This is a genomic window from Pseudomonas sp. Z18(2022) (assembly GCF_036346535.1).
GTDB classification, from domain to species: domain Bacteria; phylum Pseudomonadota; class Gammaproteobacteria; order Pseudomonadales; family Pseudomonadaceae; genus Aquipseudomonas; species Aquipseudomonas yamanorum_A.
Window position 1 is genome coordinate 686886 of record NZ_JAOTOA010000001.1, and the last position, 23974, is coordinate 710859.

General features: G+C 61.5%; 20 protein-coding genes and 1 pseudogene. 9 read left to right on the top strand and 12 right to left on the bottom strand.

The window, feature by feature from the left end; all coding sequences use genetic code 11:
* The first annotated feature begins 7 nt into the window (after nucleotides 1-7).
* On the top strand, nucleotides 8-691 hold the full coding sequence (locus V3W39_RS03210; RefSeq protein ID WP_003218726.1) for an ABC transporter ATP-binding protein: 684 nt from the start codon (nucleotides 8-10) through the stop codon (nucleotides 689-691).
* Nucleotides 691-3201, top strand: coding sequence for an ABC transporter permease (locus tag V3W39_RS03215; RefSeq protein ID WP_177113259.1), 2511 nt, complete (start codon nucleotides 691-693; stop codon nucleotides 3199-3201). The genes V3W39_RS03210 and V3W39_RS03215 overlap by 1 nt, the downstream gene beginning before the upstream one ends.
* Nucleotides 3202-3247: 46 nt before the next feature.
* Here the strand turns inward: V3W39_RS03215 and greB are convergent, their stop codons facing one another.
* Together greB and V3W39_RS03225 are read right to left on the bottom strand one after the other, a co-directional pair.
* Complete coding sequence (gene greB, locus V3W39_RS03220; RefSeq protein ID WP_177045477.1) at nucleotides 3248-3721, bottom strand: transcription elongation factor GreB; 474 nt, start codon at nucleotides 3719-3721, stop codon at nucleotides 3248-3250.
* Nucleotides 3722-3875: 154 nt separating this feature from the next.
* On the bottom strand, nucleotides 3876-5036 hold the full coding sequence (locus V3W39_RS03225) for a hypothetical protein (protein ID WP_177045479.1): 1161 nt from the start codon (nucleotides 5034-5036) through the stop codon (nucleotides 3876-3878).
* A gap of 320 nt (nucleotides 5037-5356) precedes the next feature.
* On the opposite strand from V3W39_RS03225, the gene V3W39_RS03230 reads away from it, so the two are divergent.
* The 3 genes from V3W39_RS03230 to V3W39_RS03240 are packed head-to-tail and all read left to right on the top strand — an operon-like array spanning nucleotide 5357 to nucleotide 8826.
* Nucleotides 5357-6283, top strand: a complete 927-nt coding sequence (locus tag V3W39_RS03230; RefSeq protein WP_330212191.1) for an ABC transporter ATP-binding protein — start codon at nucleotides 5357-5359, stop codon at nucleotides 6281-6283.
* Nucleotides 6280-7005 carry an ABC transporter permease subunit gene (locus V3W39_RS03235; RefSeq protein WP_177075591.1) on the top strand — a complete coding sequence of 242 codons (726 nt, stop codon included), beginning with the start codon at nucleotides 6280-6282 and terminating at the stop codon, nucleotides 7003-7005. Before V3W39_RS03230 ends, V3W39_RS03235 begins: the two co-directional genes overlap by 4 nt.
* A gap of 15 nt (nucleotides 7006-7020) precedes the next feature.
* The gene (locus V3W39_RS03240; RefSeq protein ID WP_330212192.1) at nucleotides 7021-8826 is read left to right on the top strand and encodes a Gldg family protein; all 1806 of its coding nucleotides are present in this window, start codon (nucleotides 7021-7023) and stop codon (nucleotides 8824-8826) included.
* Nucleotides 8827-8830: 4 nt separating this feature from the next.
* Here V3W39_RS03240 and V3W39_RS03245 read toward each other — a convergent pair whose 3' ends face one another.
* From V3W39_RS03245 to V3W39_RS03255, 3 genes are all read right to left on the bottom strand, one after another.
* The gene (locus V3W39_RS03245) at nucleotides 8831-9139 is read right to left on the bottom strand and encodes a class I SAM-dependent methyltransferase (protein WP_177045487.1); all 309 of its coding nucleotides are present in this window, start codon (nucleotides 9137-9139) and stop codon (nucleotides 8831-8833) included.
* Nucleotides 9140-9394: 255 nt separating this feature from the next.
* Nucleotides 9395-9829: a DoxX family protein gene (locus V3W39_RS03250; RefSeq protein WP_177130564.1), complete on the bottom strand. Its 435-nt coding sequence runs from the start codon at nucleotides 9827-9829 to the stop codon at nucleotides 9395-9397.
* A 103-nt stretch (nucleotides 9830-9932) separates the two neighbouring features.
* Nucleotides 9933-11354: a transglycosylase SLT domain-containing protein gene (locus tag V3W39_RS03255; protein ID WP_177075599.1), complete on the bottom strand. Its 1422-nt coding sequence runs from the start codon at nucleotides 11352-11354 to the stop codon at nucleotides 9933-9935.
* 238 nt (nucleotides 11355-11592) lie between these two features.
* Here V3W39_RS03255 and V3W39_RS03260 point away from each other — a divergent pair, with 238 nt between their 5' ends.
* From V3W39_RS03260 to V3W39_RS03270, 3 genes and pseudogenes are all read left to right on the top strand, one after another.
* Nucleotides 11593-12399 (top strand): TatD family hydrolase, encoded by an 807-nt coding sequence (locus V3W39_RS03260; RefSeq protein WP_177045493.1) that lies wholly within the window; start codon nucleotides 11593-11595, stop codon nucleotides 12397-12399.
* A gap of 96 nt (nucleotides 12400-12495) precedes the next feature.
* Nucleotides 12496-13977, top strand: coding sequence for a methyl-accepting chemotaxis protein (locus tag V3W39_RS03265; protein WP_330212193.1), 1482 nt, complete (start codon nucleotides 12496-12498; stop codon nucleotides 13975-13977).
* Nucleotides 13978-14085: 108 nt separating this feature from the next.
* Nucleotides 14086-14343: pseudogene (locus V3W39_RS03270) on the top strand (terminase); the annotation flags it as partial.
* Nucleotides 14344-14362: 19 nt separating this feature from the next.
* Here the strand turns inward: V3W39_RS03270 and V3W39_RS03275 are convergent.
* From V3W39_RS03275 to V3W39_RS03285, 3 genes are all read right to left on the bottom strand, one after another.
* Nucleotides 14363-15160 carry an acyl-CoA thioesterase gene (locus tag V3W39_RS03275; protein ID WP_177045499.1) on the bottom strand — a complete coding sequence of 266 codons (798 nt, stop codon included), beginning with the start codon at nucleotides 15158-15160 and terminating at the stop codon, nucleotides 14363-14365.
* 101 nt (nucleotides 15161-15261) lie between these two features.
* Complete coding sequence (locus tag V3W39_RS03280) at nucleotides 15262-16026, bottom strand: CHAD domain-containing protein (protein WP_177075605.1); 765 nt, start codon at nucleotides 16024-16026, stop codon at nucleotides 15262-15264.
* Between the two features lie 79 nt (nucleotides 16027-16105).
* Nucleotides 16106-16384: a hypothetical protein gene (locus V3W39_RS03285; RefSeq protein ID WP_177045503.1), complete on the bottom strand. Its 279-nt coding sequence runs from the start codon at nucleotides 16382-16384 to the stop codon at nucleotides 16106-16108.
* 217 nt (nucleotides 16385-16601) lie between these two features.
* On the opposite strand from V3W39_RS03285, the gene V3W39_RS03290 reads away from it, so the two are divergent.
* Nucleotides 16602-17639 carry a patatin-like phospholipase family protein gene (locus tag V3W39_RS03290; RefSeq protein ID WP_177045505.1) on the top strand — a complete coding sequence of 346 codons (1038 nt, stop codon included), beginning with the start codon at nucleotides 16602-16604 and terminating at the stop codon, nucleotides 17637-17639.
* Nucleotides 17640-17762: 123 nt separating this feature from the next.
* On the opposite strand, the gene V3W39_RS03295 is transcribed toward V3W39_RS03290, so the two are convergent.
* The 4 genes from V3W39_RS03295 to kdpB form a co-directional block, all read right to left on the bottom strand.
* A complete protein-coding gene (locus tag V3W39_RS03295; protein WP_330212194.1) occupies nucleotides 17763-18458 on the bottom strand; it encodes a response regulator in 696 nt (231 codons plus the stop codon).
* 37 nt (nucleotides 18459-18495) lie between these two features.
* Nucleotides 18496-21147: a sensor histidine kinase gene (locus tag V3W39_RS03300; RefSeq protein WP_177113270.1), complete on the bottom strand. Its 2652-nt coding sequence runs from the start codon at nucleotides 21145-21147 to the stop codon at nucleotides 18496-18498.
* A gap of 156 nt (nucleotides 21148-21303) precedes the next feature.
* Nucleotides 21304-21849, bottom strand: coding sequence for a potassium-transporting ATPase subunit KdpC (gene kdpC / locus V3W39_RS03305; protein WP_177045509.1), 546 nt, complete (start codon nucleotides 21847-21849; stop codon nucleotides 21304-21306).
* A 67-nt stretch (nucleotides 21850-21916) separates the two neighbouring features.
* Nucleotides 21917-23974: a potassium-transporting ATPase subunit KdpB gene (kdpB, locus tag V3W39_RS03310; protein WP_330212195.1), complete on the bottom strand. Its 2058-nt coding sequence runs from the start codon at nucleotides 23972-23974 to the stop codon at nucleotides 21917-21919.

The following is a 23974-nucleotide window of genomic DNA, read 5'->3' on the forward strand; positions in this document are numbered from 1 at the left end:
ATTCTCCATGGGCGCAAGCATTCTCACCGCGCGAAACCTTAGCAAAGTGGTTCCCAGCGCGGAAGGTGAACTGACTATCCTGCACGAACTGAGCCTGGAACTGAACAAGGGCGATAGCCTGGCTATCGTCGGCGCCTCCGGTTCCGGCAAATCCACCCTCCTCGGCCTGTTGGCCGGCCTCGACCTGCCCAGCAGCGGCGAAGTCACCCTCGCCGGCCAGGCCCTGAGCACCCTCGACGAAGATCAACGTGCGCGCATCCGCGCCGAACACGTGGGTTTTGTGTTCCAGTCCTTCCAGTTGCTCGACAGTCTCAATGCGCTGGAAAACGTGATGCTGCCGCTGGAACTGGACGGCCGCAAGGACGCCCGTGAACGCGCCAAGCACCTGCTGGAACGCGTCGGCCTGGGCCAGCGCCTCACCCACTCGCCCCGCCAGCTCTCGGGCGGCGAACAGCAGCGAGTGGCGATTGCCCGGGCATTTGCCGCCGAACCGGATGTGCTGTTTGCCGATGAACCCACCGGCAACCTCGACAGCCACACCGGCGAGCGCATCAGTGACCTGCTGTTCGAACTCAACAAAGAGAGCGGCACGACCCTGGTGCTCGTCACCCATGACGAGCGCCTGGCCCACCGTTGCCGACGCCTGATCCGTCTTGAAGCCGGCCTGATGGTCGCGCCCCTGGAGCCTTGATGGCACGTTTGCCGCTGTTGCGCCTGTTCAGCCTTGCCCTTCGCCAGTTGCTGCGCGATGCCCGCGCCGGCGAACTGCGCGTGCTGTTCTTCGCGCTGCTGGTGGCCGTCGCCGCCAGCACCGCCATCGGTTACTTCGGTGCCCGCCTGAACGGCGCCATGATGTTGCGCGCCACCGAATTCCTGGCGGCCGACCTGGTGCTTGAGGGCAGTTCGCCCGCCCGCACCGAGCAAATCCAGAGCGGCACCGAGTTGGGCTTGCAGCACGCCCGGGTCGTGGAGTTCTCCAGCGTGATTGCCACTGACAATGGCATCCAGCTGTCCAGCATCAAGGCGGTCAACGAGGAATATCCGTTACGCGGCGAGCTGAAGAGCGCCGCCGAGCCCTTCGGCGCAGAAACCGCCGGGGGTGGTCCCAAACCCGGTGAAGCCTGGGTGGAAGCGCGGCTGCTGACGGCGCTGAACCTGAAGATCGGCGACAGTATCGACGTCGGCATGAAGACCCTGCGTCTGGCTCGCGTGCTGACCTACGAACCGGATCGCGCCGGCAACTTCTATAGCCTGACGCCCAGGGTGATGATCAACCTCGCCGACCTCAATGCCACCGGCGTGGTGCAGCCCGGCAGCCGCGTGAGCTATCGTGACCTCTGGCGCGCGCCCCAGGGCGGCACCGTGCTGCAAACCTATCGCGACCTGGTCAAGCCCGGCCTCGCGGCCAACCAGCGGCTGCAGGATGCTCGCGACGGCAACCAGCAGATCGGTGGTGCCTTGGGCAAGGCCGAGCGTTACTTGAACATGGCCAGTCTGGTGGCAGTGCTTCTTTCCGGGGTGGCGGTGGCGCTCTCGGCGAACCGCTTCGCCAGTCGACGCTTTGATGCCAGTGCCTTGCTGCGCTGCCTCGGGTTGTCGCGGCGCGAGACCATGTTGCTGTTCAGCCTGCAACTGACCGTGCTGGGGCTGCTGGCCAGCCTGAGCGGCGCCCTGCTCGGCTGGCTGGCGCAACTGGGGCTGTTTGCGCTGTTGCATGACCTGCTGCCGGCGGATGTTCCGCCTGGCGGGCTATTCCCGGCCATCGCCGGGATCGGCACCGGGCTGGTGGCCCTCGCCGGTTTTGCCCTGCCGCCACTGGCCGCGCTGGGTCGTGTGCCACCGCTGCGGGTACTGCGGCGCGACCTGTTGCCGATCCCTTCCAGCACCTGGATGGTCTACGGCGCGGCGCTCTTCGCCCTGGGCCTGATCATGTGGCGCCTGAGTCTCGACCTGGTGCTGACCTTCGCCCTGCTGGGTGGCGGCGTGATCGCCGCGCTGGTTCTCGGCGGACTGCTCCTGCTGCTGTTGCAGAGCCTGCGTCGCCTGCTGGCCCGGGCCTCCCTGCCCTGGCGCCTGGGGTTGGGCCAGTTGCTGCGTCATCCACTGGCCGCGGCGGGCCAGTCCCTGGCGTTCGGGTTGATCCTGTTGTCCATGGGCTTGATTGCATTGTTGCGTGGCGAACTGCTCGACACCTGGCAAAACCAGTTGCCCAAGGACGCCCCCAACTATTTCGCCCTGAACATCCTGCCCGCCGACAAAGACACCTTCGGCGCCCGCCTCCTGGAGTTGCAGGCGCAGTCTGCGCCGTTGTACCCGGTGGTGCCGGGGCGACTGATCAGTATCAATGGCGCGCCGGTGCAGGAGATCGTCAGCAAGGACTCCAGCGGCGACCGCGCAGTACAGAGGGACTTGAGCCTGACTTGGGCCGCCGATCTGCCACCGGGTAACAAACTCACGGCAGGATCCTGGTGGACGACGCAACCGAGCGACGAGATTCCCGGTGTCTCGGTGGAGGCCAAGGTTGCCGATAGCCTGAAACTCAAGCTCAACGATCACCTGGTGTTCACCGTCGGCGGGGAGAACCGTGAAGCGCGAGTTACCAGCCTGAGGGAAATCAACTGGGACAACTTCCAGCCCAACTTCTTCATGATCTTCCAGCCCGGCACCTTGAAGGACCTGCCGGCGACCTACCTGACCAGCTTCTACCTGGCGCCCGGTCATGACCAGCAGATCGTCGACCTCTCCCGGGCCTTTCCGGCGGTGACCATCCTGCAAGTGGAGGCCCTGCTGGAGCAACTGCGCAGCATCCTGGCCCAGGTCACCCTGGCGGTGGAGTACGTGCTGTTGTTTGTGCTGGCTGCGGGGATGGCCGTGTTGTTCTCCGGCCTGCAGGCCACACTTGATGAACGGATTCGCCAAGGTGCCCTGCTGCGGGCGCTGGGGGCGGAGCGCAAGTTGCTGGTCAAGGCCCGGCGTATCGAGTTCGGGTTGTTGGGCGCGGTCAGCGGCCTGCTGGCAGCGCTGGGCACGGAACTGGTGACGCTGGTGCTGTATCGCTATGCGTTCGACCTGACCTGGCACCCGCATCCATGGCTGTTGCTGCTGCCGGTGATCGGCGCGGTGCTGATCGGCGGCGCCGGCGTGTTCGGCACCCGCCGCGCGTTGAATGCCAGCCCGTTAACGGTGCTGCGCGAGGGCTGAAAACGCAGATGGCCCGCGCTCTTTAAAAAGCACGGGCCATCCGCTGTTACTTCACATATTCGATAGCCGTGATCCACCAGCACACTTCGCCGGTTGGAGTCTGCACAAGCGCTTCATCATCCACTTCCTTGCGCAACAATGCCCGGGCCATGGGTGAGTCGATGGAGATGTAGTCCATGCGCTCATAGATCTCATCGTAACCCACGATGCGAAAACGCTTGGTCTGCCCCTGCTCGTTTTCAATCTCTACCCAGGCGCCGAAGAATACCTTCCCTTCCTGCTCCGGCATGTACTCGACCACGCGCATGTCTTCAAGGCGCTTGCGCAGATAGCGCACACGGCGATCAATCTCCCGCAGCAGCTTCTTGTTGTACTGGTAGTCGGCGTTCTCGCTCCGGTCTCCCAGGGAAGCGGCCCACGTCACTTTACGGGTGGTATCAGGGCGCTTTTCTCGCCACAGGTAATCAAGCTCCTTTTTCAGGGCTTCATGACCTTCTTTGGTAATCAGCTTGGTGCTCAAAAGCTCTACATCCCCTGGAAGTTTCCATTTTTCAGACCCGCAGCCGCGGCCTGCACAGCGCAATTAACGCCCGATGCAGACTGTGGGGGTCGATGATAAATGAACGCAGGAAAGTAGCCAGACCCAGCGCTGGATTCCGGCAGCCAACGCCGCGTCAGTTCGCATCCGGTTGAAGCGGGTGCCCTTCAGGCTGGGAGCGCCCAGTCTCGCTCAGCCAAGCAAGAGACTCATCCAGGGTTTGAAGCGCGACCCTCAGGTTGTCCCGCAGAACCGGCAATTGAAACAGTGCTGCCGCCAACTGTTGCTCCTTGTGGCGAACCGCCAGGTCACGGTCATGCAACCGGGTTTCCTGGCTCTCCAGATAGCGCGCACGCTCATCCATTCGACGCTGCTCCGCCTGGTTTAACGCGGCGCTGCCGGCCAGTTGTTCCTCCCGGGCAGTCAGCGTGTGGGCCAACAACTGCAGGGACGCTTCTTTCTCGGCAATGCTCTCGCCGCTGCGCTGGCTCTCCTGCTCGAAGTCGGCCTTTTCCTGACGAAGTTCCAGACTCAGCTGCTCGAGCGCTTCCTCCTGCCTGAGCACAGCGAGCTTCTGCTGCGTCAACTCTTGCGCCACTCGGGAAAGATTGGCGAGCGTATCGTCCACCTCGAATAGTGTGGGCGAGTCTTGCCGGGCGGGTTCAGGTTGTCGGATTACCGGGGCCTGCAGTGGAGCGGCGACCACAGGTGCCTCGACCAATGCTGAGGGTGGCGGTTCAACGAGGGGTTCGGGTACCGGCGGCGCAGGCTCTGAATGTTCAAGGGCCCGTGGAGGAGAAACCATCGTTGAGGAGAAACGAATCGACGGCACGATCAATGAGTTGCTTTCGATAGCGGGCAAGCCGGGCGCGGAAGTGCCGAGGGTGATCACCTTCATCACCAGGGATTTCTTGATCGTCAACGAATGATGATCTTCAGGCCTGGCAGGTGGCAGTTTGCAGCCTTTCAGATCAACGAAATGATAGGGAATCTGGGGCTCACCGGTGCTTGCGGATTTTGCCACGGGCGCAGCGGCAAGTGTCAGGATCTGCTTGAAGACACGGGTCGCTGTTTGCAGGTCTTCCTTGGAATCTATCGCCCCGAGAAAGTAGCGTTCGGACTTTTTACGCAGCGCCGCGAGATATACCCGTGAACTACCGGGCTCTGTCTCTTCATCCAGGCTATAGGCAAGGAAATTGGAAGCAATCTGAGCCACCGCAAAACTACAAAGCAGTGCACCGTTGACCGGCGCATCATGCCCGGACTGCTCAAGAACAAGGGTACGTAGAAGCAGCATGATGATCAGGCTCCATTTGAAATTGGCAGAACGTCAGATTCACACCAAATAAAATATGACAACAATTGACGCATCAACAATATAACAATTGTTGATGCGCGTTATCGCGCCGTACGTAGGACTTATCTTATTCAGGCACTTCGGCGTTTCCAAGACAGCCTATTGAACGTACCATTTTTAACAGTACGACACTGGACATACCCCAATCATAAATATTTCAAATTTTGACTTTTCGAGCACTCACAACCTGCGGTTCATGCAGGTTAATCGGGGTATCGATTTAATCGGGCCTCGCCATATTCATTCAGTAGAAAAGCATAATGATCGAGATAACGAGCCTGACAAAAAACATGGGCGCAAAAAGCATTATCCATGATATGTCATTCAACGCCAAAACCCAGGAATGCCTGGGCTTATTTGGAAATGATGGTGCAGGGAAAACAACTATCATCAAAATGATATCAGGCTCGATCACACCCTCTTCAGGCCAAATAAAAATATTCGGTAACGATATAGCCCTCAATGCATTCCAGGCAAAGAAGATGACGGGCTACCAGCCAGAATCACTTCCAAGCCATAACACAATGAGCGTGAAGGGGTATCTTGATTTTATTGCTGACGTACGCGGATTCCGCGGCGCGCAAAAGCGCAAGATGATTGACCGGGCGGTCGCACGGCTGGAGCTCTGGCGGATACTCAAATGCCCGATCGAAACGCTCACGGCAGGCTTGAAACGCAAAGTCGCCATCGCCCAGGCAATCCTGCATGACCCCGGCCTGCTGTTGCTCGACGAGCCAACGGAAGGGCTGAGCGCCGATCAAAAACACAAAGTCAGAATGCTCATCAAGTCGCTCAACGATGAAATGACGATCATCGTCGCGTCCCGCTCTCCTGAAGAGCTGACCAGTATTTGTAACAGGGCACTGGTGATCGCCGACGGCCGCCTGGTGGCAGACACTTCCCTGCCCGAATTGCAACGCAGTTCCCGTCATTACCAGGCGGTCACCCTTGCAGCCGATACGCCACTGGACCTGCTGGCCCTGGCAGTATTGCCAGGCGTCGCCGGCATCGAGGAAGACCGTGAGACCCCCGGCACGGTGACCATACTCGCTATCCCGGGGCAAACGATTTATCCCCAGATCAATGCCCTGATCGCCCACCGCCGGTGGAAAATCAACGCCCTGAACCTCGAACTCGGGCGCCTGCACGAAGTGGTCCGCCACATGAGCCAGGAGGCCTCGAATTGAAACTTCTACCGGTGATATTCAAGCGTCAACTTGTCAGTTACTTTTCAGCACCCGTCACGTATCTGAGCACTGCTGTTTTCCTGACAGCCGCCACTGCCTTTGGCTTCCATACAAGCCAGCTACTGGAACAAAGCAGTGTTGACTTATACGGTTTCTTTCAACTGCATCCATGGCTTTATTTACTATTGATACCTTTTCTTGCCATTCAATTTTGGGCAGACGAGCCCAACGCGGGCGCCATGAACTTTCTAAAGACCCTGCCGGTCACTTGTTTCGAAATCGTTATCGGGAAATTTCTGGCCGCCTGGGTCGTTTCCGGTATTGCCTTGTTATTGACCTTTCCCATCGTCATCACCGTCAACTATTTGGGAAACCCGGACAATACAGTCATTGCTTCCCAGTACCTGGCAAGTTGGTTGTTAGCGGGAAGCTACTTATCGGCTGGCTGCCTTATTTGCACACTGACGAATCACCGCGCCGTTACATTTACCGTCACACTGTGTTTGCTCCTGGCCGCCAGCGGGCTGTCCTCAATTCTTGATGCCATTGAACACCAAGCGCCAATCTGGCTCATTGATCGTATTCTTTCCCTGAGTCCGTCGACACGCTTTGATGCCATTGGCCAAGGCGTCTTTGCTCTTCAAGACAGTGTGTACTTCATCAGCATGATCGTTGCCTTTCTCGCTGCAGCGATCATTGCCCTGAATGCCAGAAACGGTTGAGAAGGACAAATCACGATGAAATCGCCACTAAGCGCCAGCCTCACCATTATCACCCTACTGCTACTCTTTCTCGCTTTTAACCTGGTATGGGCACTGAAACTTCCCAATCTGCGGCTGGATTTTTCAGAACAAAAAATCCACACACTCTCTGCCCCGGTACAGACGTTACTTGCCTCACTGGAACAGCCGGTTGATCTGTACTTTTTCAACTCAAGCAAACATCCGAAAAAAACCAGCGCGATAGAAAGCTACGGTAAACGTGTGGAGTTGCTGCTCAAAGAGTATGAAGAAGCCGCACAGGGCAAAATCAACCTGCACCTCATCGACCCCGCCCCTTTTTCGGAAGATGAATACAAAGCCAGGCTACTGGGGCTTGACGACCAACAAGGGTTCTTTGGCCTTGTCGGCACCAGCGCCGGCCATGGGCCACACAGCATTGATTCATTCAGCCCGGACCGGGAGTCGCTGCTGGAATATGAAATCAGCCATTTGATTCATAAAGTCATCCACCCGGAGCAACCCGTTATAGGTCTGATATCCGGGCTGCCAATGGACGGTGAACGCGACGAGCGCAACGGCGTGAATACGCCTGACTGGCAGGTGGTTCAAGCGATGCGCCGCCAATTCAATCTCGTGAGCCTGGCACCCGGTATCGAGAAAATCCCCGAACACGTCAAAACCTTGATGGTGGTTCACCCCGGCAAACTGCCGGATCAAACCTTGTACGCGATCGATCAGTTTGTGCTTGGCTCAGGCAGGCTGATGATGTTTATCGACCCGCTAACCGGGCTGGATACCAGCCCCTACCCCCCTGAAAACCCCAAGCTGCAAACACTGCTGACAGCCTGGAGTATCCAGATGCCTGCGAATAAGGTCATTGCCGACCGCAACTATGCCACCTCAGTAATCATCGCCACCGGCCAGCCAGCGGTGCGCCATCCCGCTGCACTGACCTTGCCCCGCCAGGCGATGACACAGGATGACATCAGCACCTGGAAACTCCACAGCGTGAATGTCTTGAGCAGTGGCGCACTGGCGCCCGCGAAGAAAAGCCGCATGACCTTCACTCCCCTGCTCCAAAGCTCCGGCCAAGCGGCCCTGCTTGATGCCAAGCGCGTTGCCGAGCCGGCACCGTTTGATTCACTGATCAACGAGGCAGCCACACGCGGCCAACAGCATGTGATCGCAGCCCGTGTGGAGGGACCCGCCTATTCCGCTTTTCCTGAGGGGCAAGGCGGGCGTGAGGCCAGTTTGCAAAAGTCTGAGAACATCCACGTCGTGGTGGTCGCCGATACCGATCTGCTCAGCGACCGTGTGGCAGGAGTGCCCCAAAACAATCGCGCGATGAGCGGAGCCTCGTCGAACAACGCAATGTTTGTCTTGAACACCCTGGATAACCTGGCAGCACCCGACGCGCTGATGAACGTTCGCCCCCGCGCAGGCGGCGGTCGATCACTGCAGGTGCTGCTGGCTATGCATGAAGACGCTGAACAGGCCTATCGGGAAAAGTCGGCCGAACGGGTGCAACGCCTGGAACGAACGGAGAAGGAATGGCAATTGCTGAACCCCCTGACAATTTCCCCCGCGACCCAGGCGGTAACCTCCAACGCACTGCTGCAGGCACTCAACAAGGAGCGTTTGCGCATCCCCATGGAAATTCACGCGATTAAGGTTCAGGCATACGCCCAGGTTCATGCCCTGGAGCGCAAGGTGAAGCTGCTCAATATCCTGCCGATACCGCTGATACTGTGCCTGATTGCGTGGACCATCTGCTGGTTGCGCCGCCGTCGCCGGCACCTGCCTTCAACGGCGTTTTATTGAAGGCTCAGCGCCGGGCGATCAGCCCTTGCCGGGCAATACGGGTCAACTGGCGTATCACTTCGTGCGCATCACTCGCGCTCGGCGCTTGAATAACGGCCAAGTCAAAGCTGTTGGACGCAAAGCGCGCAAGGGAGTCGCCATCTTCCACGAACTGGATCAGAAAGGCTGAAGGCCGCCCGGTACGGCGCGGCCAGCCATCCAGATAACGCAACAGTGTCGGCTGATGCTTGCCGCCCAGAAGGATTTTTGGATTGCGTTGGGTAAGGTCCGCGGTGATCGGGGCCAAGCGTATGAGGGGGCGTAGTGCATTCATCGTGTCGTGTCTCTGCCTCAAAAGTCTGCGGGCAGGTGAGAGGCAACACCGAACCAGCGCTTTAGCGGAATTTCGAAACCGGCCCATGAGCTCTGGCTTCTGTCGGGACTGTGATCAGTCACCGGTGGCGCCCCGCAATTAGCTGTTTAAATCGGCGCATGGGCAACATCCTAGAGAAGCCCGTAGGGCGGTGTCAAGAATCCCGAGCAATGAAAAGGCCCGCACGGGCGGGCCTTTAGAGGGCGTTGCGCAGTATCAGTGAGTGATGGCGCGGTCGGCAGACAGTTTGCCTGCACCTTCCACCAACACCGCCAGCGTACCGCCCAGCAACGCCAGGGCGAACTCATAACCGTTGTTGGCCATGAACAAACCGTTATGGATATGCACCGAGAAAATCGCTACCAGGGAAATGATCGACAAGCCCAACGCCGCAGGCCGCGCCAGCAAACCGATGATCAGCGCGAGCCCGGCGAAGAACTCGGTACCGCCGGACAACAGCGCCATCAGGGTGCCCGGGGTCAGGCCGATACTTTCCATCCATTGGGCTGTGCCCGCCAGGCCGCCGCCGCCAAACCAGCCAAAGAGTTTCTGCGAACCGTGGGCGGCGAAGATGATCCCGACAAAAATCCGCAGGACGGTCAAACCGTAACCGGCGCGGGTGGAGAGGACGCGGGTGATCAATGGGCTCATGCTGATAATCCTTTTCAATGTAGGGGGTGGTTGGCCGCTATATTAATCAGTTTAAACAATGATAAAAGCCGATAAAACGGCTAATTATAATCGACTTAATAGATCATTTGCGTGAGGCTACCCTTGGCGCTGCAGGCTCCAGAGACTCCCGCTCCCGGTCAAACGCCAGGTAGTACTTGTTCACGCTATTAACATAGCTGACGCCACTCATTCCCACCTGCTCCATGGCAATGCGCTCGACCTGGAAGAACCACTGATTCGGGTTAAGCCCCCGGCGCCGGGCTTCAGCGCGCATGCCCTGGACCCGCTCCGGCCCCATGTTGTAGGCCGCCAGCACAAAGGCCATGCGCTCGCGCTCGTTGAGCTTGGGGCTGGAGAAAAACTTGCGCCGGATCATCGCCAGGTAACGCGCGCCCGCCTGTACATTGTTATCCAGGCTTTCGATGTTGTTGACCCCAACCCGCTGCGCCGCCGACGGGGTGATCTGCATCAACCCGGTGGGGCCGCCGCTGCTTCGCGCGCCGGGGTCGAGGGCCGACTCCTTGAACGCCAGCGCGGCCAGGTTCAGCCAGTCCATGCCTTGCTCGCGGGCATGCTTTTGCAGCACCGGGCGCAGCTTTTCCAGGCGCTGGCGGTCGGCCCTGGCCAGTGGGTAACGCACTTGATACAGGCGACGATAGATGCGCTGGAACGCCACATCCTGGTCAGACGGCGTGCGGTAGGTCTTGAGGAAACGGTCGATGCTGGCCCGCAGCATCGAGGCATCCTGGCGTACGAACCAATACTCTTCGCCCGGCTCGCTGATGGTCACCTGCCGGTCAAAACGCAGCTTGGGCAGGATCTTCGCCCAGCGCTCGGCAATCGGCCGCTCGACAATCGTCAGGTGAAAAATCCCGGCCTGGACCATCTCCAGCACGTCTTCCACCGCCAGGCTGGGGTCTACCCATTCCACCTTCACCGGCGGCAACTTGTGCAGCGCCAACTTCTGGTTGACCTGATTGATCGCATCCGACGCGGCGCTGCCGGTGGTCAGCGCCAGGGTGCGCCCGGACAGTTGCTCCAGCTTGGTAAACCGCCGCTCGCCCTTGAGCCCTACCAGCCACAACGGCACGTCGCTGGCGATCGGGTCACTGGTGGCTATCTTGTGGGCGGCCTTCACGTCGAGCAATTCACCGGGGGCCACCAGGTCGCCCTCGCCACGGGCCAGCGCACCGATCAACTGGTCCTTGGCCTTGGGAATAATCTTGAGGTTGATTTCCTCACCGTCACGGGCGTGACCGTTGAGGTATTGCTCGAAAGCCCGCAGGCGATGGTATTCAACACCGATGGCCTGGCCCTGGACTTCGCCGGAGCTGTTACGGCTCTGGTTGACCAACACCCGCAAGGTGCGGCTGCTGCGGATCTCCGCAAGGTCGCGGACCTTGCCGGTCCGGGTCACTTCCAGCGGCCCGTCCAGACGCGCAACCGCCGCCATGGGCAGCAGTAACGTCAGGCACAACATAAGCAACGCCGAGGGTCGGATCATCCGCTCTCCGGAAGAAAGAATACTGCCCATTGCATCGCGAAAAACGAGGCGTTGGGGGACAGAAACAGAGCGCCATGAGCGCAGGCTTTGGGCGCAAGGGTGGCACGGCAGATGGCAATAAACCAAACACGGTGTTACTTGCGACTTTCAAAGACAGCTTTAACTCGTTGTAGTTCTTGGCTTTTCTTATAAATCTACAGCTCTGATATGCTTTCCGACCGCAGGCGGAGGTAGCACCATGCAACTCATTGATATCGGCGTCAACCTGACCAACCCAAGTTTCGACGAAAAGCACCAGGCCGTCCTCGACCGTGCCTACACCGCCGGGGTGAGCCAATTGGTGCTGACCGGTACCAGTGTCGACGGCAGCGAACAGGCCCTGGAGCTGTGCCAGCGACTGGATGAAAGTGGCCAGCGCCTGTTCTCTACCGCCGGCATCCATCCCCACTCCGCCAGCGATTGGAACGCCGAGAGCGCCAAGCGCCTGCGCGGCTTGCTCAACGAAAGCCGCGTGCGTGCGGTGGGTGAATGCGGGCTGGATTTCAACCGGGATTTCTCGCCACGCCCCCAGCAGGAAAAAGTCCTCGAAGAACACCTGGCCCTGGCCGTGGAGTTGAAACTTCCGGTGTTCCTTCACGAACGCGACGCCAACCAGCGGCTGCTGGAAATCCTGCGGGACTATCGCGATCACCTGTCAGCCGCCGTGGTGCACTGCTTTACCGGCGAGCAGAGTGCGTTGTTCAGCTACCTCGACCTGGACCTGCATATCGGCATCACCGGCTGGATCTGCGACGAGCGCCGTGGGACGCACCTGCATCCGCTGGTCAGGGAAATTCCCCGGGGCCGCCTGATGCTGGAAAGCGATGCGCCCTACCTGCTGCCACGAACCCTGCGGCCCAAACCGAAAAACGGTCGCAACGAGCCCGCCTATTTGCCGGAAGTCTTGCGGGAAGTCGCCCTGCACCGCGAAGAAACCGTGGAAGACCTGGCGCAACATAGCACCGCCTGCGCCCGGGCATTTTTTGGATTGCCTGTGCCGGATTGACGCGGCGCATTGACCCATATCAAAACCCGTTGGCTCGATAGCGGCACAATAATGGCACCTTGCCAATGCTGTTTCCGCTATCAGAGAAAACCTTCCATGGGTGCCTGGCTTAGCAACATCTCGCTGAAGTACAAATTCTGGGCCGTCAACGCGGTCGCCTTCATCACCACCCTGTTGCTGGTGTTGTACGCCGTGCAGCTCGAACAACAGGCCCGCAGCCAAGCCGCTCAGGCTTCAGCACAAGCCCAGGCCCACCTGCTCGGTGCCTGGCCCGCCGGCCAGCCACTGCCCAAGGGCGAGCACTGGCTGACGTTTGCCAAGGGCAAAATCCCGCAACTGGGCGACCAGGATCTGTCAGCCCTCGCCGCAGCCACCGGCTGGGTGGATATCAATCACATGCCACTGTTCGGCGAAAACCCGCTGATGGGCGCCAAAGTGATCAGCCGTGCCGACGGCCAGCAGGTCGCCGTGCTGGCCTATGCACCCAGCTTGAGCCAGGTCTTCGAAGAGCGTTTCGCCAACTACGCCGTGGCAGTGATGATTCTGATGCTGGCCATGCTTGGCGCCTCACAGCTGCTGATCCGTTTTCTGCTCAGCCAGCTCAACACCTTGAAAGACGTGATGCTTCACGTCGAGAAAACCGGCGACCTCTCAGCGCGCGTGCCCCTGGCCTGCAAGGACGAAGTCGGGCAGATGGCCAGTGCCTTTAATGCGATGCAGGCGGGTTATCAACGGGTGGTCAACACCGTGGCACGCACCGCCAAGCAACTGGACGACGGTGCCGCTCGCCTGGCCAGCAGCATGAACGAGGTGCAGCACGGCATGCTCGGCCAGCAAAGCGAAACCGACCAGGCCGCCACCGCGATCAACGAGATGACTGCCACCGTCTACCACATCGCCCAGCACGCCGGCGCCACCCGCGACTTGTCCCAGACGGCCGACACCCTCGCCGGCAGCGGCCAGGAAGTGGTCAGCCGGGTGCAACGCTCGATTGCCGGGCTGTCCAGCGGCGTGCAGCAGACCGCCGAGATGATCCAGAAACTGGCCGAGGACAGCCAGAAAATCAACAGCGTTGTCGGGGTGATTCACAGCATCGCCGAGCAAACCAACCTGCTGGCCCTCAACGCCGCCATCGAAGCCGCCCGCGCCGGCGAGATGGGCCGGGGCTTTGCCGTGGTGGCCGACGAAGTGCGCAACCTGGCCAAGCGCGTGCAGAGCTCCACCGATGAGATCACACGCATGGTGTCCGCCCTGCAGGCCGGCACCCGGGACGCGGTGGACTTTATGCAGGAAAGCTCCTTCAAGGCCGACGACTGCGTGCAGCAGGCCCAGGAAGCCGGGATAGCCCTCGCCGAAATCACCGGCGCCGTGGCGCAAATGCGCGAGAGCAACACGCAGATTGCCGTCGCGGCCGAACAGCAAAGTCATGTGGCCGAGGAAATGAATCGAGCGGTGGTGAGCATTCGTGACGTCACCGAGAACACCGTGCAACAGACCGTCGACTCGGCAACCACCAGCAATGAGCTGGCGACCCTGGCCGGGGAACTGAGCAAGGCCATCGGACAATTGAAGCTGTAGACCCTGAAGGGATGGCTATGGCCCCCATAGCCATCCTTGATTCGCCGCGCCGCCCTGCCCGTCCTACACTCGGTCCAAGATGTTTCAACGGACAGAGGAATCACGATCATGGGCAAACGTCATCCAAATCTCCCCGCCTGGCAATGGCGCAACCAACCGCAGAATCATCAGCACGCGACCAATCAAGTGTTGCAGCTGCTGGCGCTGCCGCTGCTGGTGATCGGCTTTCTGCTGATGGTGTCTGGCGTGTTCGGCGAGAACCTGGCGAGCGTTGCTATCGGGGTTGTCGGCATTGTGGCCGCGCTGGCTTTGCAGCATCACGGTCGTAGCCTGGAGGCGCGCGCCAGCGACGCCTCCCACGATCAACACCTGTTGGTCTGACGGGTCAGGCGAACACCACCACCGACTGGCGGCTGATAGCGATCAACTGGCCGTCCGGGCTCCACAGCTGCGCAGCCGCATGGCCGTAGCCGTCGCGGGCATGTTCGATGTGGACCAGGTATTGGCACCAGTCCAGGGTGCTGAGTTTTTGCAACGGCTGGACGAACTCGATGGTCCAGCTCAGGGTACTGCCGGCGGCCGGCCGGGTCAGGTGCGGCAGCACCGACGGTGGCCACGCATCCACCAGCGCGAGGAGATGCGCTTCGGTCAGCGGCTCTTCTTTCACATCGCCACGCAAGCGTACCCAGCCGCCCATCTCACGGGATTTATTGCCGGTGAACGGCAGGCCGCCCACGCTCCAGCGCATCGCCAGGTGCCGCATGAACTCCGGCGTCACGCCTTTGATGTACGGCAACTCCTGGCACTCGTCCCAGTGCTTGAAGGTGGGCGCAGGTTCAGCCGCGACGTCGATCTGTGACGGGCGCGACGCGCCAAAACTCGCTTGCACCAACGTCATCGTTTCGCCGTTCTGCACCACGCGGCCCAGCAGTTGGCTGACGGCCTTGCCTTCGCGCAGCACTTCGACTTCGTAGCGGGCGGACACCTCCGGCGCCACCGGGCCGACAAAGGTAATCGCCAGCGAACGCAACGGGCGATCCGCCGGAACCTGCGCGCGCAAGGCCTCGTACTCCAACGCCGCGACCAGGCCGCCAAAGCTGGCGCGGCCCTGGGCCCATTCGGCCGGAATCGAAATGTCGAGGGGATGGCTGCGGGCAGCGTCGAGCAAATCACTAAAGCGCATGGCGATCTCAACTTGAAAAAAGGATTGAGGGATCTTAACCAGCCAGCCAGCGCCGTACAGCACCTATTCCAGCCAAAAGTCCGGACAGATAGGCCGCGGGCTCAAGCGAAGCAGTCGGCGCTCAGTTTATCCAGCACACGATCCGCCCGCCCTTCGGCCTCGGCCATGGTGCGGTGCCAGCCCGACACGCACGGCTGCAAATCCGGCTCGTGCCCGGCTTGCGCCAGCCATTGCCAGCAATCATGCCAATCGCCAAGGGCACCCTGGGCCGCCTTGAGACGGGACACGGCCTTGGGGGGCAGCTTGTCCAGCTCGGGATAAGCTTCGGCGGCATAGCGCACGCGCTTGATCAGCAGACGCAGGCGATGACGATCATGGTTGGGGTCGTTCAGCGCCTCGCCGAGGTTTTTCCATTGCTTGGCCAGGCGCTTTTCAATCCGAGTGCGCAAGCCCTTGAGCAATTTCTGCCGTTGGGATGCACGGATAAAGCGGGGGAATGCCTCGAGGATCAGCAGCAAATGCGCCAGCTCCGGCCCTTGTGCGACCGAGCGATAAGTGGCTGGTTGCTGACGGATACGCCGGTCAGCCGCCTCATGATGGCCGTGCTGGTGCAGGTACGCCGCCAACACTTCCCGGTCACGAAACGGCGTGGTCAGTTGGCCGACGGCACTGGCGGACTGTTCGAGTTGCTCGACACCGGGCAACCCGCGCAATGGCCGCAACAGGCTGCGCAAGCGCCGCACGGTGGTGCGCAGATCATGCAGGGCCTCGTCATCCGTGACGGCGGCGAGTCGCGCCTGGCAGTTCAGCAACCCTACTTCCAGGCCTATGACCTGAGCGACCAACTGATCTACCAAGGCTGACATCCTTTCCTCCTCAATGATTAATCCTGGGTGGGCTTGAGGCCGCCGACGCAGCCTCGTTGCACTCGACAGCTGCTACGGGTCAACGTCCTGCGCGAGACTCACGAATGTAGAAACGGGCTTTCTCGGCCTTTTCCGAGCAGCCTTGAAACGCTTCGAACTGCTGCTGGGTCTTGGCGCCCGTCAACAACGACAGGGCCTTGGAGTAACTCACGGTGCCGGCAAACCCTTCGGCCTTGGCCAGGTCAAGCTCGTGCCACGCTGCATCCAGTTGCGTGCCGCAGCTGTCGCGATAAGCGGTCTTCCCGGCACAACCGGCCAGGGCCAACACGATCACAGGTACACACATCCAGGCTTTCATCAAATGACACCTCAAGAAAAGAAAAAACAGTCACAGGAGTAGACGTTGCCCACACCGAAAAGTGCCTTATCCGACTGCCTGAATCCGCAGCGCCGATTGCCAGAGCATACCCGAGCGGAGTAGCCCACTTGCGAAAATAATCGGTTGCGACCGTGATGATTGAAGCGTGCCCCTCGATGGGTGCATTGTGGGCACCTGTTTTGCGAAGGATCTGGTCATGAAGAAACGTGTTGCATTGGTGCTGGGCTCCGGTGGCGCCCGGGGCTACGCCCATATCGGCGTGATCGAGGAAATCGAAAGGCGCGGCTATGACATCGCCTGCATTGCCGGCTGCTCCATGGGTGCCGTGGTGGGCGGGATCTATGCTGCGGGCAAGCTGGACGAGTATCGGAACTGGATCGAAAGCCTCGATTACCTGGACGTGCTGCGCCTGGTAGACGTGAGTTTTCGCCTGGGAGCAATCCGTGGCGAGAAGGTCTTTGGGCAGATCCGCAAGATCGTCGGCGAGATCAACATCGAAGACCTGCGCATTCCCTACACCGCCGTGGCCACCGACCTCACCAACCAACAGGAAATCTGGTTCCAGGAAGGCTGCCTGCACCAGGCCATGCGTGCCTCGGCGGCGATTCCCAGCCTGTTTACCCCGGTGATGCAAGGCAACCGCATGCTGGTGGACGGCGGCCTGCTCAACCCCTTGCCGATCGTGCCGGTGGTGTCGAGCCACTGCGACCTGATCATTGCGGTCAACCTCAACTCCACCAACCAGAAGCACTACACGCTGCCGGTGATCCAGCGTCCGCCGGCGTTCAAGAGCCGCTTCGATAACCTGGTGCGTTCATTGGGTTCGCACTTGCCGTTCCGCCGCAAGCAGGCCGAGCAGTTGTTGCTGCTAGAACAGGAAGCGCTGCTGGCCCAGGCCGCGGATATCAACCCGTGGCTGGAGTCGGCCGAACCCGAGGCACAGCAACCGGCGGCGGCCCCGGAAAAGGCCGGCGCGCCGAAGTCGGCGACCGGCTCGTTCATCATCGATAACGTGGGCCCGGCGTCGCTGCTGGATTTGATCAACCAGAGTTTCGAGGTGATGCAGACGTCGCTGGCGCAGTACAAGATCGCCGGGTATCCGCCGGATGTCCTGATCAACGTGCCGAAGCGGGTGTGCCGGTTTTTCGAGTTTTACAAGGCGCCGGAGTTGATCGCCCTGGGGCGGGAGATTGCGAGCGATACGCTGGACCGGTATGAGAGTGAACAACACTGACGCCCCGTAGCAGCTGTCGAGCGCCAGCGAGGCTGCGTTGGCCTCACCACCGATTCGAGACTGGCACAACACCGGGTTGCGTCCAACGCAGCCTCGCTGGCGCTCGACAGCTGCTACGGACAATCAGGATTCGTTATTTAACAACCGATACCCAACACCCGCCTCGGTCACGATAAACCGTGGCTGAGTCGGATCATCCGCCAGCTTCTGGCGCAGATGCCCCACCACAATCCGCAGGTAATGGCTGTCTTCGGTATGGGTTGGCCCCCAGATATCCTTGAGCAGTTGCTGCTGGGTAATCACCCGCCCGGGATGCCGCGCCAACTGTGCCAGCACTGCGTATTCCTTGCGGGTCAGAGCCACTTCCACACCGTCCAGCAGCACTCGCCGATAGGCCAGGTCGACCGTCAGCGGGCCGAAACGCAACGCCGCTTCCTGGGCCTCCCCCGCCGGCGCCTGGCGCAGCAACGCCCGCACCCGCGCGAGAAACTCCTGGATGCCAAACGGCTTGGTCACGTAGTCATTGGCGCCGTTGTCCAGTGCCTCGACCTTTTGCACTTCACTGGCCCGCACCGACAGCACCAGCACCGGCACCGTGGACCACTCACGAAACTCGCGCAGCACCTGCTGGCCGTCCATGTCCGGCAGGCCAAGGTCGAGCACCAGCAGGTCCGGTTTACTCAAGGCGGCCTGGGCCAGGCCTTCGTTGCCGGTGCCGGCCTCGATCACTTTGTAGCCCTGGGAGGCCAGGCTGATACGCAAGAACTTGCGGATCTGCGGTTCGTCGTCAATGACCAAAATCGTCGCAGTCTGGCTCATGGTGTCCAATCAAAATCCGTGAAGAAAAGAGGGTAGCTCAAGGTTCGCTTTCCAGGCCAGGCTGGGCCTGCAATGGCAGGAATAAAGTGATGCAGGTGCCGCGGCCTTCAATGCCGTCGGCCACGCTGATATGCCCGCCGTGGGCGCCGACCATGCCCTGGCAGATCGCCAGGCCGAGCCCGGTGCCCTGCCCTCCGCGATCACCACGAGCGGCGGTGTAGAACATGTCGAAGATCTTCGCGCGCTCCTCCTCGGGAATGCCCGGGCCTTCATCGGCGACGGCAAAAAACAATTGGTTATCCACCACGCCCGCACTGAGTTTCAGGCGGCCTTGGGGCGGCGAGAAGCGTGCAGCGTTTTCCAATACGTTGACCAGCGCCTGTTCGATCAAGGCCGCATGCACGTAGAGCAGTGGCAGCTCGGGCGGTACGTCGGTGGTCACTTGCAGCGGCGCCAATACCGCACGCAAGCGGCCCAGGGAACTGCCGACGATATCGCCGGGGGAAACCCAATCCCGCGCCAGCTTCAGGGCGCCGTGGCCCAGGCGGGTCATGTCCAGCAGGTTCTGGATGTAGCGGTCCAGGCGCTCGGCTTCATCGCGGGTGCCTTCCAGCAACTCCCGGCGATCCTCCAGGGGAATCGCTTCGCCGAGGGCCAGCAGGCTGTCGATGCTGCCCCGCATGGAGGTCAGCGGCGTGCGCAAATCGTGGGACACCGAGGCCAGCAAGGCACTACGCAGTTGCTCGGTTTCGCCATGCAGGCGAGCGGCTTCCAGCTCCTGGCCCAGTTGCGCCCGGGCCAAAGCCTGGGCCAAGGGCTGGCTCAGGGCTGTGAGCAGGCGGCGGCGTTGGCCACTCAATTCCAGGCCGGCTTTCGGGCTGACACCCAACAAACCCAACGGACCTTCTTCGCCGGACAACGGCCACCACCACCAGCGCCCAAACGGCAAGGTGCCCGTGCCCATGCCCGCCGGCTGATCGTGCTGCCAGGCCCAATCGGCGGCAGCGCGCTCGGCTTCGGTGAAGGTGATCGGGCCGCCGGTCTCGACCTTCCAGTCGCCCTGCCCGTCACGGTTGAGCAGGCACAATTGCAGGTCGCTCCAGCCTTCCAGATGATGCGCGGCGGCACTGATCACCGCTTGGCGATCGGTGGCGGCGGTGAGCTTGCGCGACAGGTCGAGCAACTCGGTGGTTTCTTCCTGGGTATCGCGCAGCGCCTGCAACTGCCGACGCTGGCGCGCAGCGAGGTTGCCGGTGAGCGCCGCCATCAGCAGGAAGAACAACAGGGTCAGCACGTCCTCTTCACGCTGGATCGCGAAAGAGAAATTCGGCGGGATAAACAGAAAGTCGTAGCTCAGGAATGACAACGCCGCACACGCCAGCGCCGGGCCCAGACTGCTGCGTACCGCCACCAGCAGCACGGCGGCGAGGAACACCAGCGAGATGTTCGGCAACGGCAGCACACTGGCGACACCCCAGGCGACGGCCGCCGCGATCACGGTCGCTACCACTGCCAGCGCGTAGTCAAACCACACCAACCCACGCACATCCGGCAGGCGTGGTGGGGCCGGGATTTCGTCGCTGTCGAGGACGTTGATTTCCAGGCCCCGGGCATTGCGCAGCAAGCGTGACGCCAGGCCACCACCAAACAGGGTGCGATGCCAGCGCGGACGTGATTGCCCCACCAGAATCAAGCTGGCGCGTCGTTCGCCCGCATGCTGGATCAGCGTCTTCGCCACCTCCCCCGCCCGCAGCAACACCACTTCACCGCCAAGGCGCTCGGCCAATTGCTGGGCGTTTTGCAGGCGCAGACGCGATTGTTCATCACGCACCCGGCCGTTATCCACATGCACCAGGCTCCACGGCAAATGCCGACGCTGGGCCACGCGGCTGGCGTGACGCACCAGGCGTTCGGCCTGGGCGTCGCCGTCCACGCCCACCAACAACCGGCCACGCACGGCGGGCGCAGCCTGGCCCAACTGGCGATAACCCTGGGCCAGGTCGTCGTCGACGTGGGCCGCAGCGGTTTGCATCGCCAGCTCGCGCAGGGCCATGAGGTTGGTCTGGGTGAAGAAGGCGTCGATGGCCGCGCGAGCCTGTTCCGGCACGTAGACCTTGCCGTCGCGCAGGCGCTCCAACAGTTCGCGGGATGGCAGGTCGATCAGCAGCAGTTCGTCGGCCTCCTGCAAGACCCAGTCGGGCAAGGTCTCGCGCACTTGCACGCCGGTGATACCGCGTACCTGATCGTTGAGGCTTTCCAGGTGCTGGACGTTGACCGTAGTGAAGACGTTGATGCCGGCAGAGAGCAGTTCCTGGATGTCTTGCCAGCGTTTTTCGTGACGGCTGCCGGGGGCGTTGCTGTGAGCCAGCTCGTCCACCAGCACCAGTTTGGGCTTGGCAGCGAGCAGGCCGTCGAGGTCCATTTCTTCCAGCATCACGCCGCGGTATTCGGAGCGCAGCAGCGGCTGTTGCGGCAGGCCGCTGAGCAAGGCTTCGGTCTCGGCGCGGCCGTGGGTTTCCACCACGCCGGCAATCAGCCGCACGCCCTGGCGCAGTTGGGTGTGGGCGGCCTGGAGCATGGCGTAGGTCTTGCCCACGCCGGGGGCGGCGCCGAGGAAGACTTTGAGCCGGCCACGGCCGTCCCGGGGTAGTTCGGCTAACAGGGCATCGGCGCGGCCGGAGTCGCTCATGCGGGCGGTCTTCCTTCAGGTGTTGATGTAGTGATTGTGATGCAGCCATCGCGGGCAAGCCCGGCTCCCACATTTGATCTTCAGTGAATCCAGACTTTGTGTTCAACAAAGATCAACTGTGGGAGCGGGCTTGCCCGCGATTGGCGGCGCCACTGCTTACAACTTTTCCAGCGCCATATTCAACGCCAAAACGTTCACCACCGGCGGCCCCACCAGCGGGCTTTCGATGTGCTCATCCATCAAGCGCTCCAGGGTCGCCACCGGCAGGTTACGTGCGGCCGCCACCCGCGCCAGTTGATAGGCAATCGCCTGTGGTGGCAAGTGTGGATCAAGACCGCTGCCGGAGGTAGTCAGCATTGCCATGGGCACCGGCCCCTGGCCTGGCACCAGCAGTTTGTTGGCATCATCAAATACCCGAGTGGCCAGCGCCGGGTTGCTTGGGCCGAGGTTGCTGGCACTGCTGGAAACGGTGGCAAACGCCCCGGCGGATGGCCGCGGGTGGAACCAGCCGTCACCGGTGAAATCCTGGGCGATCAGGCTCGAACCACGCACCTTGCCGCCGGCATCGCGCACCAGGCTGCCGTTGGCCTGGTCAGGGAACGCGACTTGCGCCACGCCGGTGACCACCAGGGGATAGGCCACGCCGGTGATCAGGGTCATCAACACCAGCAGGCTCAGGGCCGGGCGGATTATGTTGGACATTTCAAATTCCTCAATTCGGTCATTGCAACCTGCAGGCACCGGTTTGCCGGCACCCGCAGGCATCGGGTCAAACCAGGTGCAGCGCGGTCAGCAGCATGTCGATCGCCTTGATGCCCACGAACGGCACCACAATCCCGCCCAGGCCGTAGATCAGCAGGTTGCGACGCAGCAACGCTGCCGCACTCGCCGCCTGCACACGCACACCACGCAGGGCCAGCGGGATCAGCACCACGATGATCAGGGCGTTGAACACGATGGCCGAGAGGATCGCGCTCTGCGGGCTTTGCAGGTGCATCACGTTGAGCACACCCAGTTGCGGGTAGATCGAGGCGAACAGCGCCGGCAGGATCGCGAAGTACTTGGCCACGTCGTTGGCGATGGAGAACGTCGTCAGCGCACCGCGGGTCACCAGCAACTCCTTGCCGATCTGCACCACGTCCAGCAGCTTGGTTGGGTCGCTGTCGAGGTCGACCATGTTGGCGGCTTCACGGGCGGCCTGGGTGCCGTCGTTCATTGCCATGCCGACGTCCGCCTGGGCCAGCGCCGGGGCGTCGTTGGCACCGTCGCCGCACATCGCAACCAGGCGCCCGTCGTTCTGTTCGTGACGAATGCGCGCGAGTTTTTTCTCAGGGGTGGCTTCGGCCAGCACGTCATCCACGCCGGCTTCCGCAGCAATCGCCGCAGCGGTCAGCGGGTTGTCGCCGGTCACCATCACGGTGCGGATCCCCAGCTTGCGCAGCTCGGCGAAACGTTCGCGAATGCCGGGCTTGACCACGTCCTTGAGGTGAATCGCGCCGAGCAACTTGCCGTCGGCACACACCAGCAACGGCGTGCCGCCGCTCTGGGCGATCTTGTCGATTTCACGGGACAGCGCCGGTTGCAGGTCGCGGCGTTGCAGGCCGATGAAGGCCAGCAGCGAATCCACCGCGCCTTTACGGAACACACGGCCCTGATAGTCGACGCCAGACAGGCGGGTTTCTGCGCTGAACGGTACGGAGGTCAACTCATCCGTCGACGGCTCGGCTTGCGGGTGCAGGCCACGCAGGTGTTCGACGATGGATTTGCCTTCCGCCGTGTCGTCCGCCAGGGACGCCAGCAACGCGCCTTCTGCCAGCTCCTTGCCGCTGACACCGGGTGCGGCGATCACGTTGGTGCAACGACGGTTACCGAAAGTGATGGTGCCGGTCTTGTCCAGCAACAGCACGTGCACGTCCCCTGCTGCTTCCACCGCGCGACCGGATTTGGCGATCACGTTGAGGCGTACCAGGCGGTCCATGCCGGCGATACCGATGGCCGACAACAGGCCGCCGATGGTGGTCGGAATCAGGGTGACCAGCAGCGCCACCAGGAACACCAGCGGCAGGTTGCCATTGGCGAAGTGGGCGAACGGCTGCAGGGTCACCACCACCAGCAGGAAGATCAGCGTCAGGCCGATCAGCAGGATGTCCAGCGCGATTTCGTTGGGGGTTTTCTGGCGTTTGGCGCCTTCCACCAGGGCGATCATGCGGTCCAGGGTCGACTCGCCCGGGTTGGCGGTGATGCGGATCATCAACCAGTCCGAAACCAGGCGGGTGTTGCCGGTGACGGCCGAACGGTCGCCGCCGGACTCACGGATGACCGGGGCGGATTCGCCGGTGATCGCCGCCTCGTTGACCGCCGCGATACCTTCGATGACTTCGCCGTCGCCAGGGATCATTTCCCCGGCGGCCACACGTACCACATCACCTTTACGCAGGCTGGCGGCCGGTACGACCTTGAAGCTGCCATCGGCTTCCTTGCGACGGGCGCTGAGGCCCTCGCTGCCGGCCTTGAGGCTGTCGGCACGGGCCTTGCCGCGACCTTCAGCCAGGGCTTCGGCGAAGTTGGCGAACAGTACGGTGAACCACAGCCACACCGCGATTTGCACCGCGACGTAGGTCGGTACGGCGTCCTCCGGCACGAAGCACAGGAGGGTGGTGAGGATCGCGGTCAGTTCGACCACCAGCATCACCGGCGAACGTTGCAGTTGGCGCGGGTCCAGCTTGACGAACGCCTGGACCAGCGCCGGGCGCCACAGGGCCGACATTGCGGTTTTGGCCGGCTCCTGGGTTTTCACCGGAGCCGCGTTTTTTGCAGGCATATTCAT

Excerpts from the sequence above, each read along its gene's own strand:
- V3W39_RS03280 (WP_177075605.1), bottom strand. The coding sequence starts at position 16,026 with ATGTCAGCCTTGGTAGATCAGTTGGTCGCTCAGGTCATAGGCCTGGAA.
- V3W39_RS03265 (WP_330212193.1), top strand. The coding sequence starts at position 12,496 with ATGGGTGCCTGGCTTAGCAACATCTCGCTGAAGTACAAATTCTGGGCC.
- V3W39_RS03285 (WP_177045503.1), bottom strand. The coding sequence starts at position 16,384 with ATGAAAGCCTGGATGTGTGTACCTGTGATCGTGTTGGCCCTGGCCGGT.
- V3W39_RS03275 (WP_177045499.1), bottom strand. The coding sequence starts at position 15,160 with ATGCGCTTTAGTGATTTGCTCGACGCTGCCCGCAGCCATCCCCTCGAC.
- V3W39_RS03230 (WP_330212191.1), top strand. The coding sequence starts at position 5,357 with ATGATCGAGATAACGAGCCTGACAAAAAACATGGGCGCAAAAAGCATT.
- V3W39_RS03255 (WP_177075599.1), bottom strand. The coding sequence starts at position 11,354 with ATGATCCGACCCTCGGCGTTGCTTATGTTGTGCCTGACGTTACTGCTG.
- V3W39_RS03295 (WP_330212194.1), bottom strand. The coding sequence starts at position 18,458 with ATGAGCCAGACTGCGACGATTTTGGTCATTGACGACGAACCGCAGATC.
- V3W39_RS03225 (WP_177045479.1), bottom strand. The coding sequence starts at position 5,036 with ATGCTGCTTCTACGTACCCTTGTTCTTGAGCAGTCCGGGCATGATGCG.
- V3W39_RS03240 (WP_330212192.1), top strand. The coding sequence starts at position 7,021 with ATGAAATCGCCACTAAGCGCCAGCCTCACCATTATCACCCTACTGCTA.
- V3W39_RS03300 (WP_177113270.1), bottom strand. The coding sequence starts at position 21,147 with ATGAGCGACTCCGGCCGCGCCGATGCCCTGTTAGCCGAACTACCCCGG.
- V3W39_RS03245 (WP_177045487.1), bottom strand. The coding sequence starts at position 9,139 with ATGAATGCACTACGCCCCCTCATACGCTTGGCCCCGATCACCGCGGAC.
- V3W39_RS03260 (WP_177045493.1), top strand. The coding sequence starts at position 11,593 with ATGCAACTCATTGATATCGGCGTCAACCTGACCAACCCAAGTTTCGAC.
- V3W39_RS03210 (WP_003218726.1), top strand. The coding sequence starts at position 8 with ATGGGCGCAAGCATTCTCACCGCGCGAAACCTTAGCAAAGTGGTTCCC.
- V3W39_RS03250 (WP_177130564.1), bottom strand. The coding sequence starts at position 9,829 with ATGAGCCCATTGATCACCCGCGTCCTCTCCACCCGCGCCGGTTACGGT.
- V3W39_RS03290 (WP_177045505.1), top strand. The coding sequence starts at position 16,602 with ATGAAGAAACGTGTTGCATTGGTGCTGGGCTCCGGTGGCGCCCGGGGC.
- kdpC (WP_177045509.1), bottom strand. The coding sequence starts at position 21,849 with ATGTCCAACATAATCCGCCCGGCCCTGAGCCTGCTGGTGTTGATGACC.
- kdpB (WP_330212195.1), bottom strand. The coding sequence starts at position 23,974 with ATGAATATGCCTGCAAAAAACGCGGCTCCGGTGAAAACCCAGGAGCCG.
- V3W39_RS03215 (WP_177113259.1), top strand. The coding sequence starts at position 691 with ATGGCACGTTTGCCGCTGTTGCGCCTGTTCAGCCTTGCCCTTCGCCAG.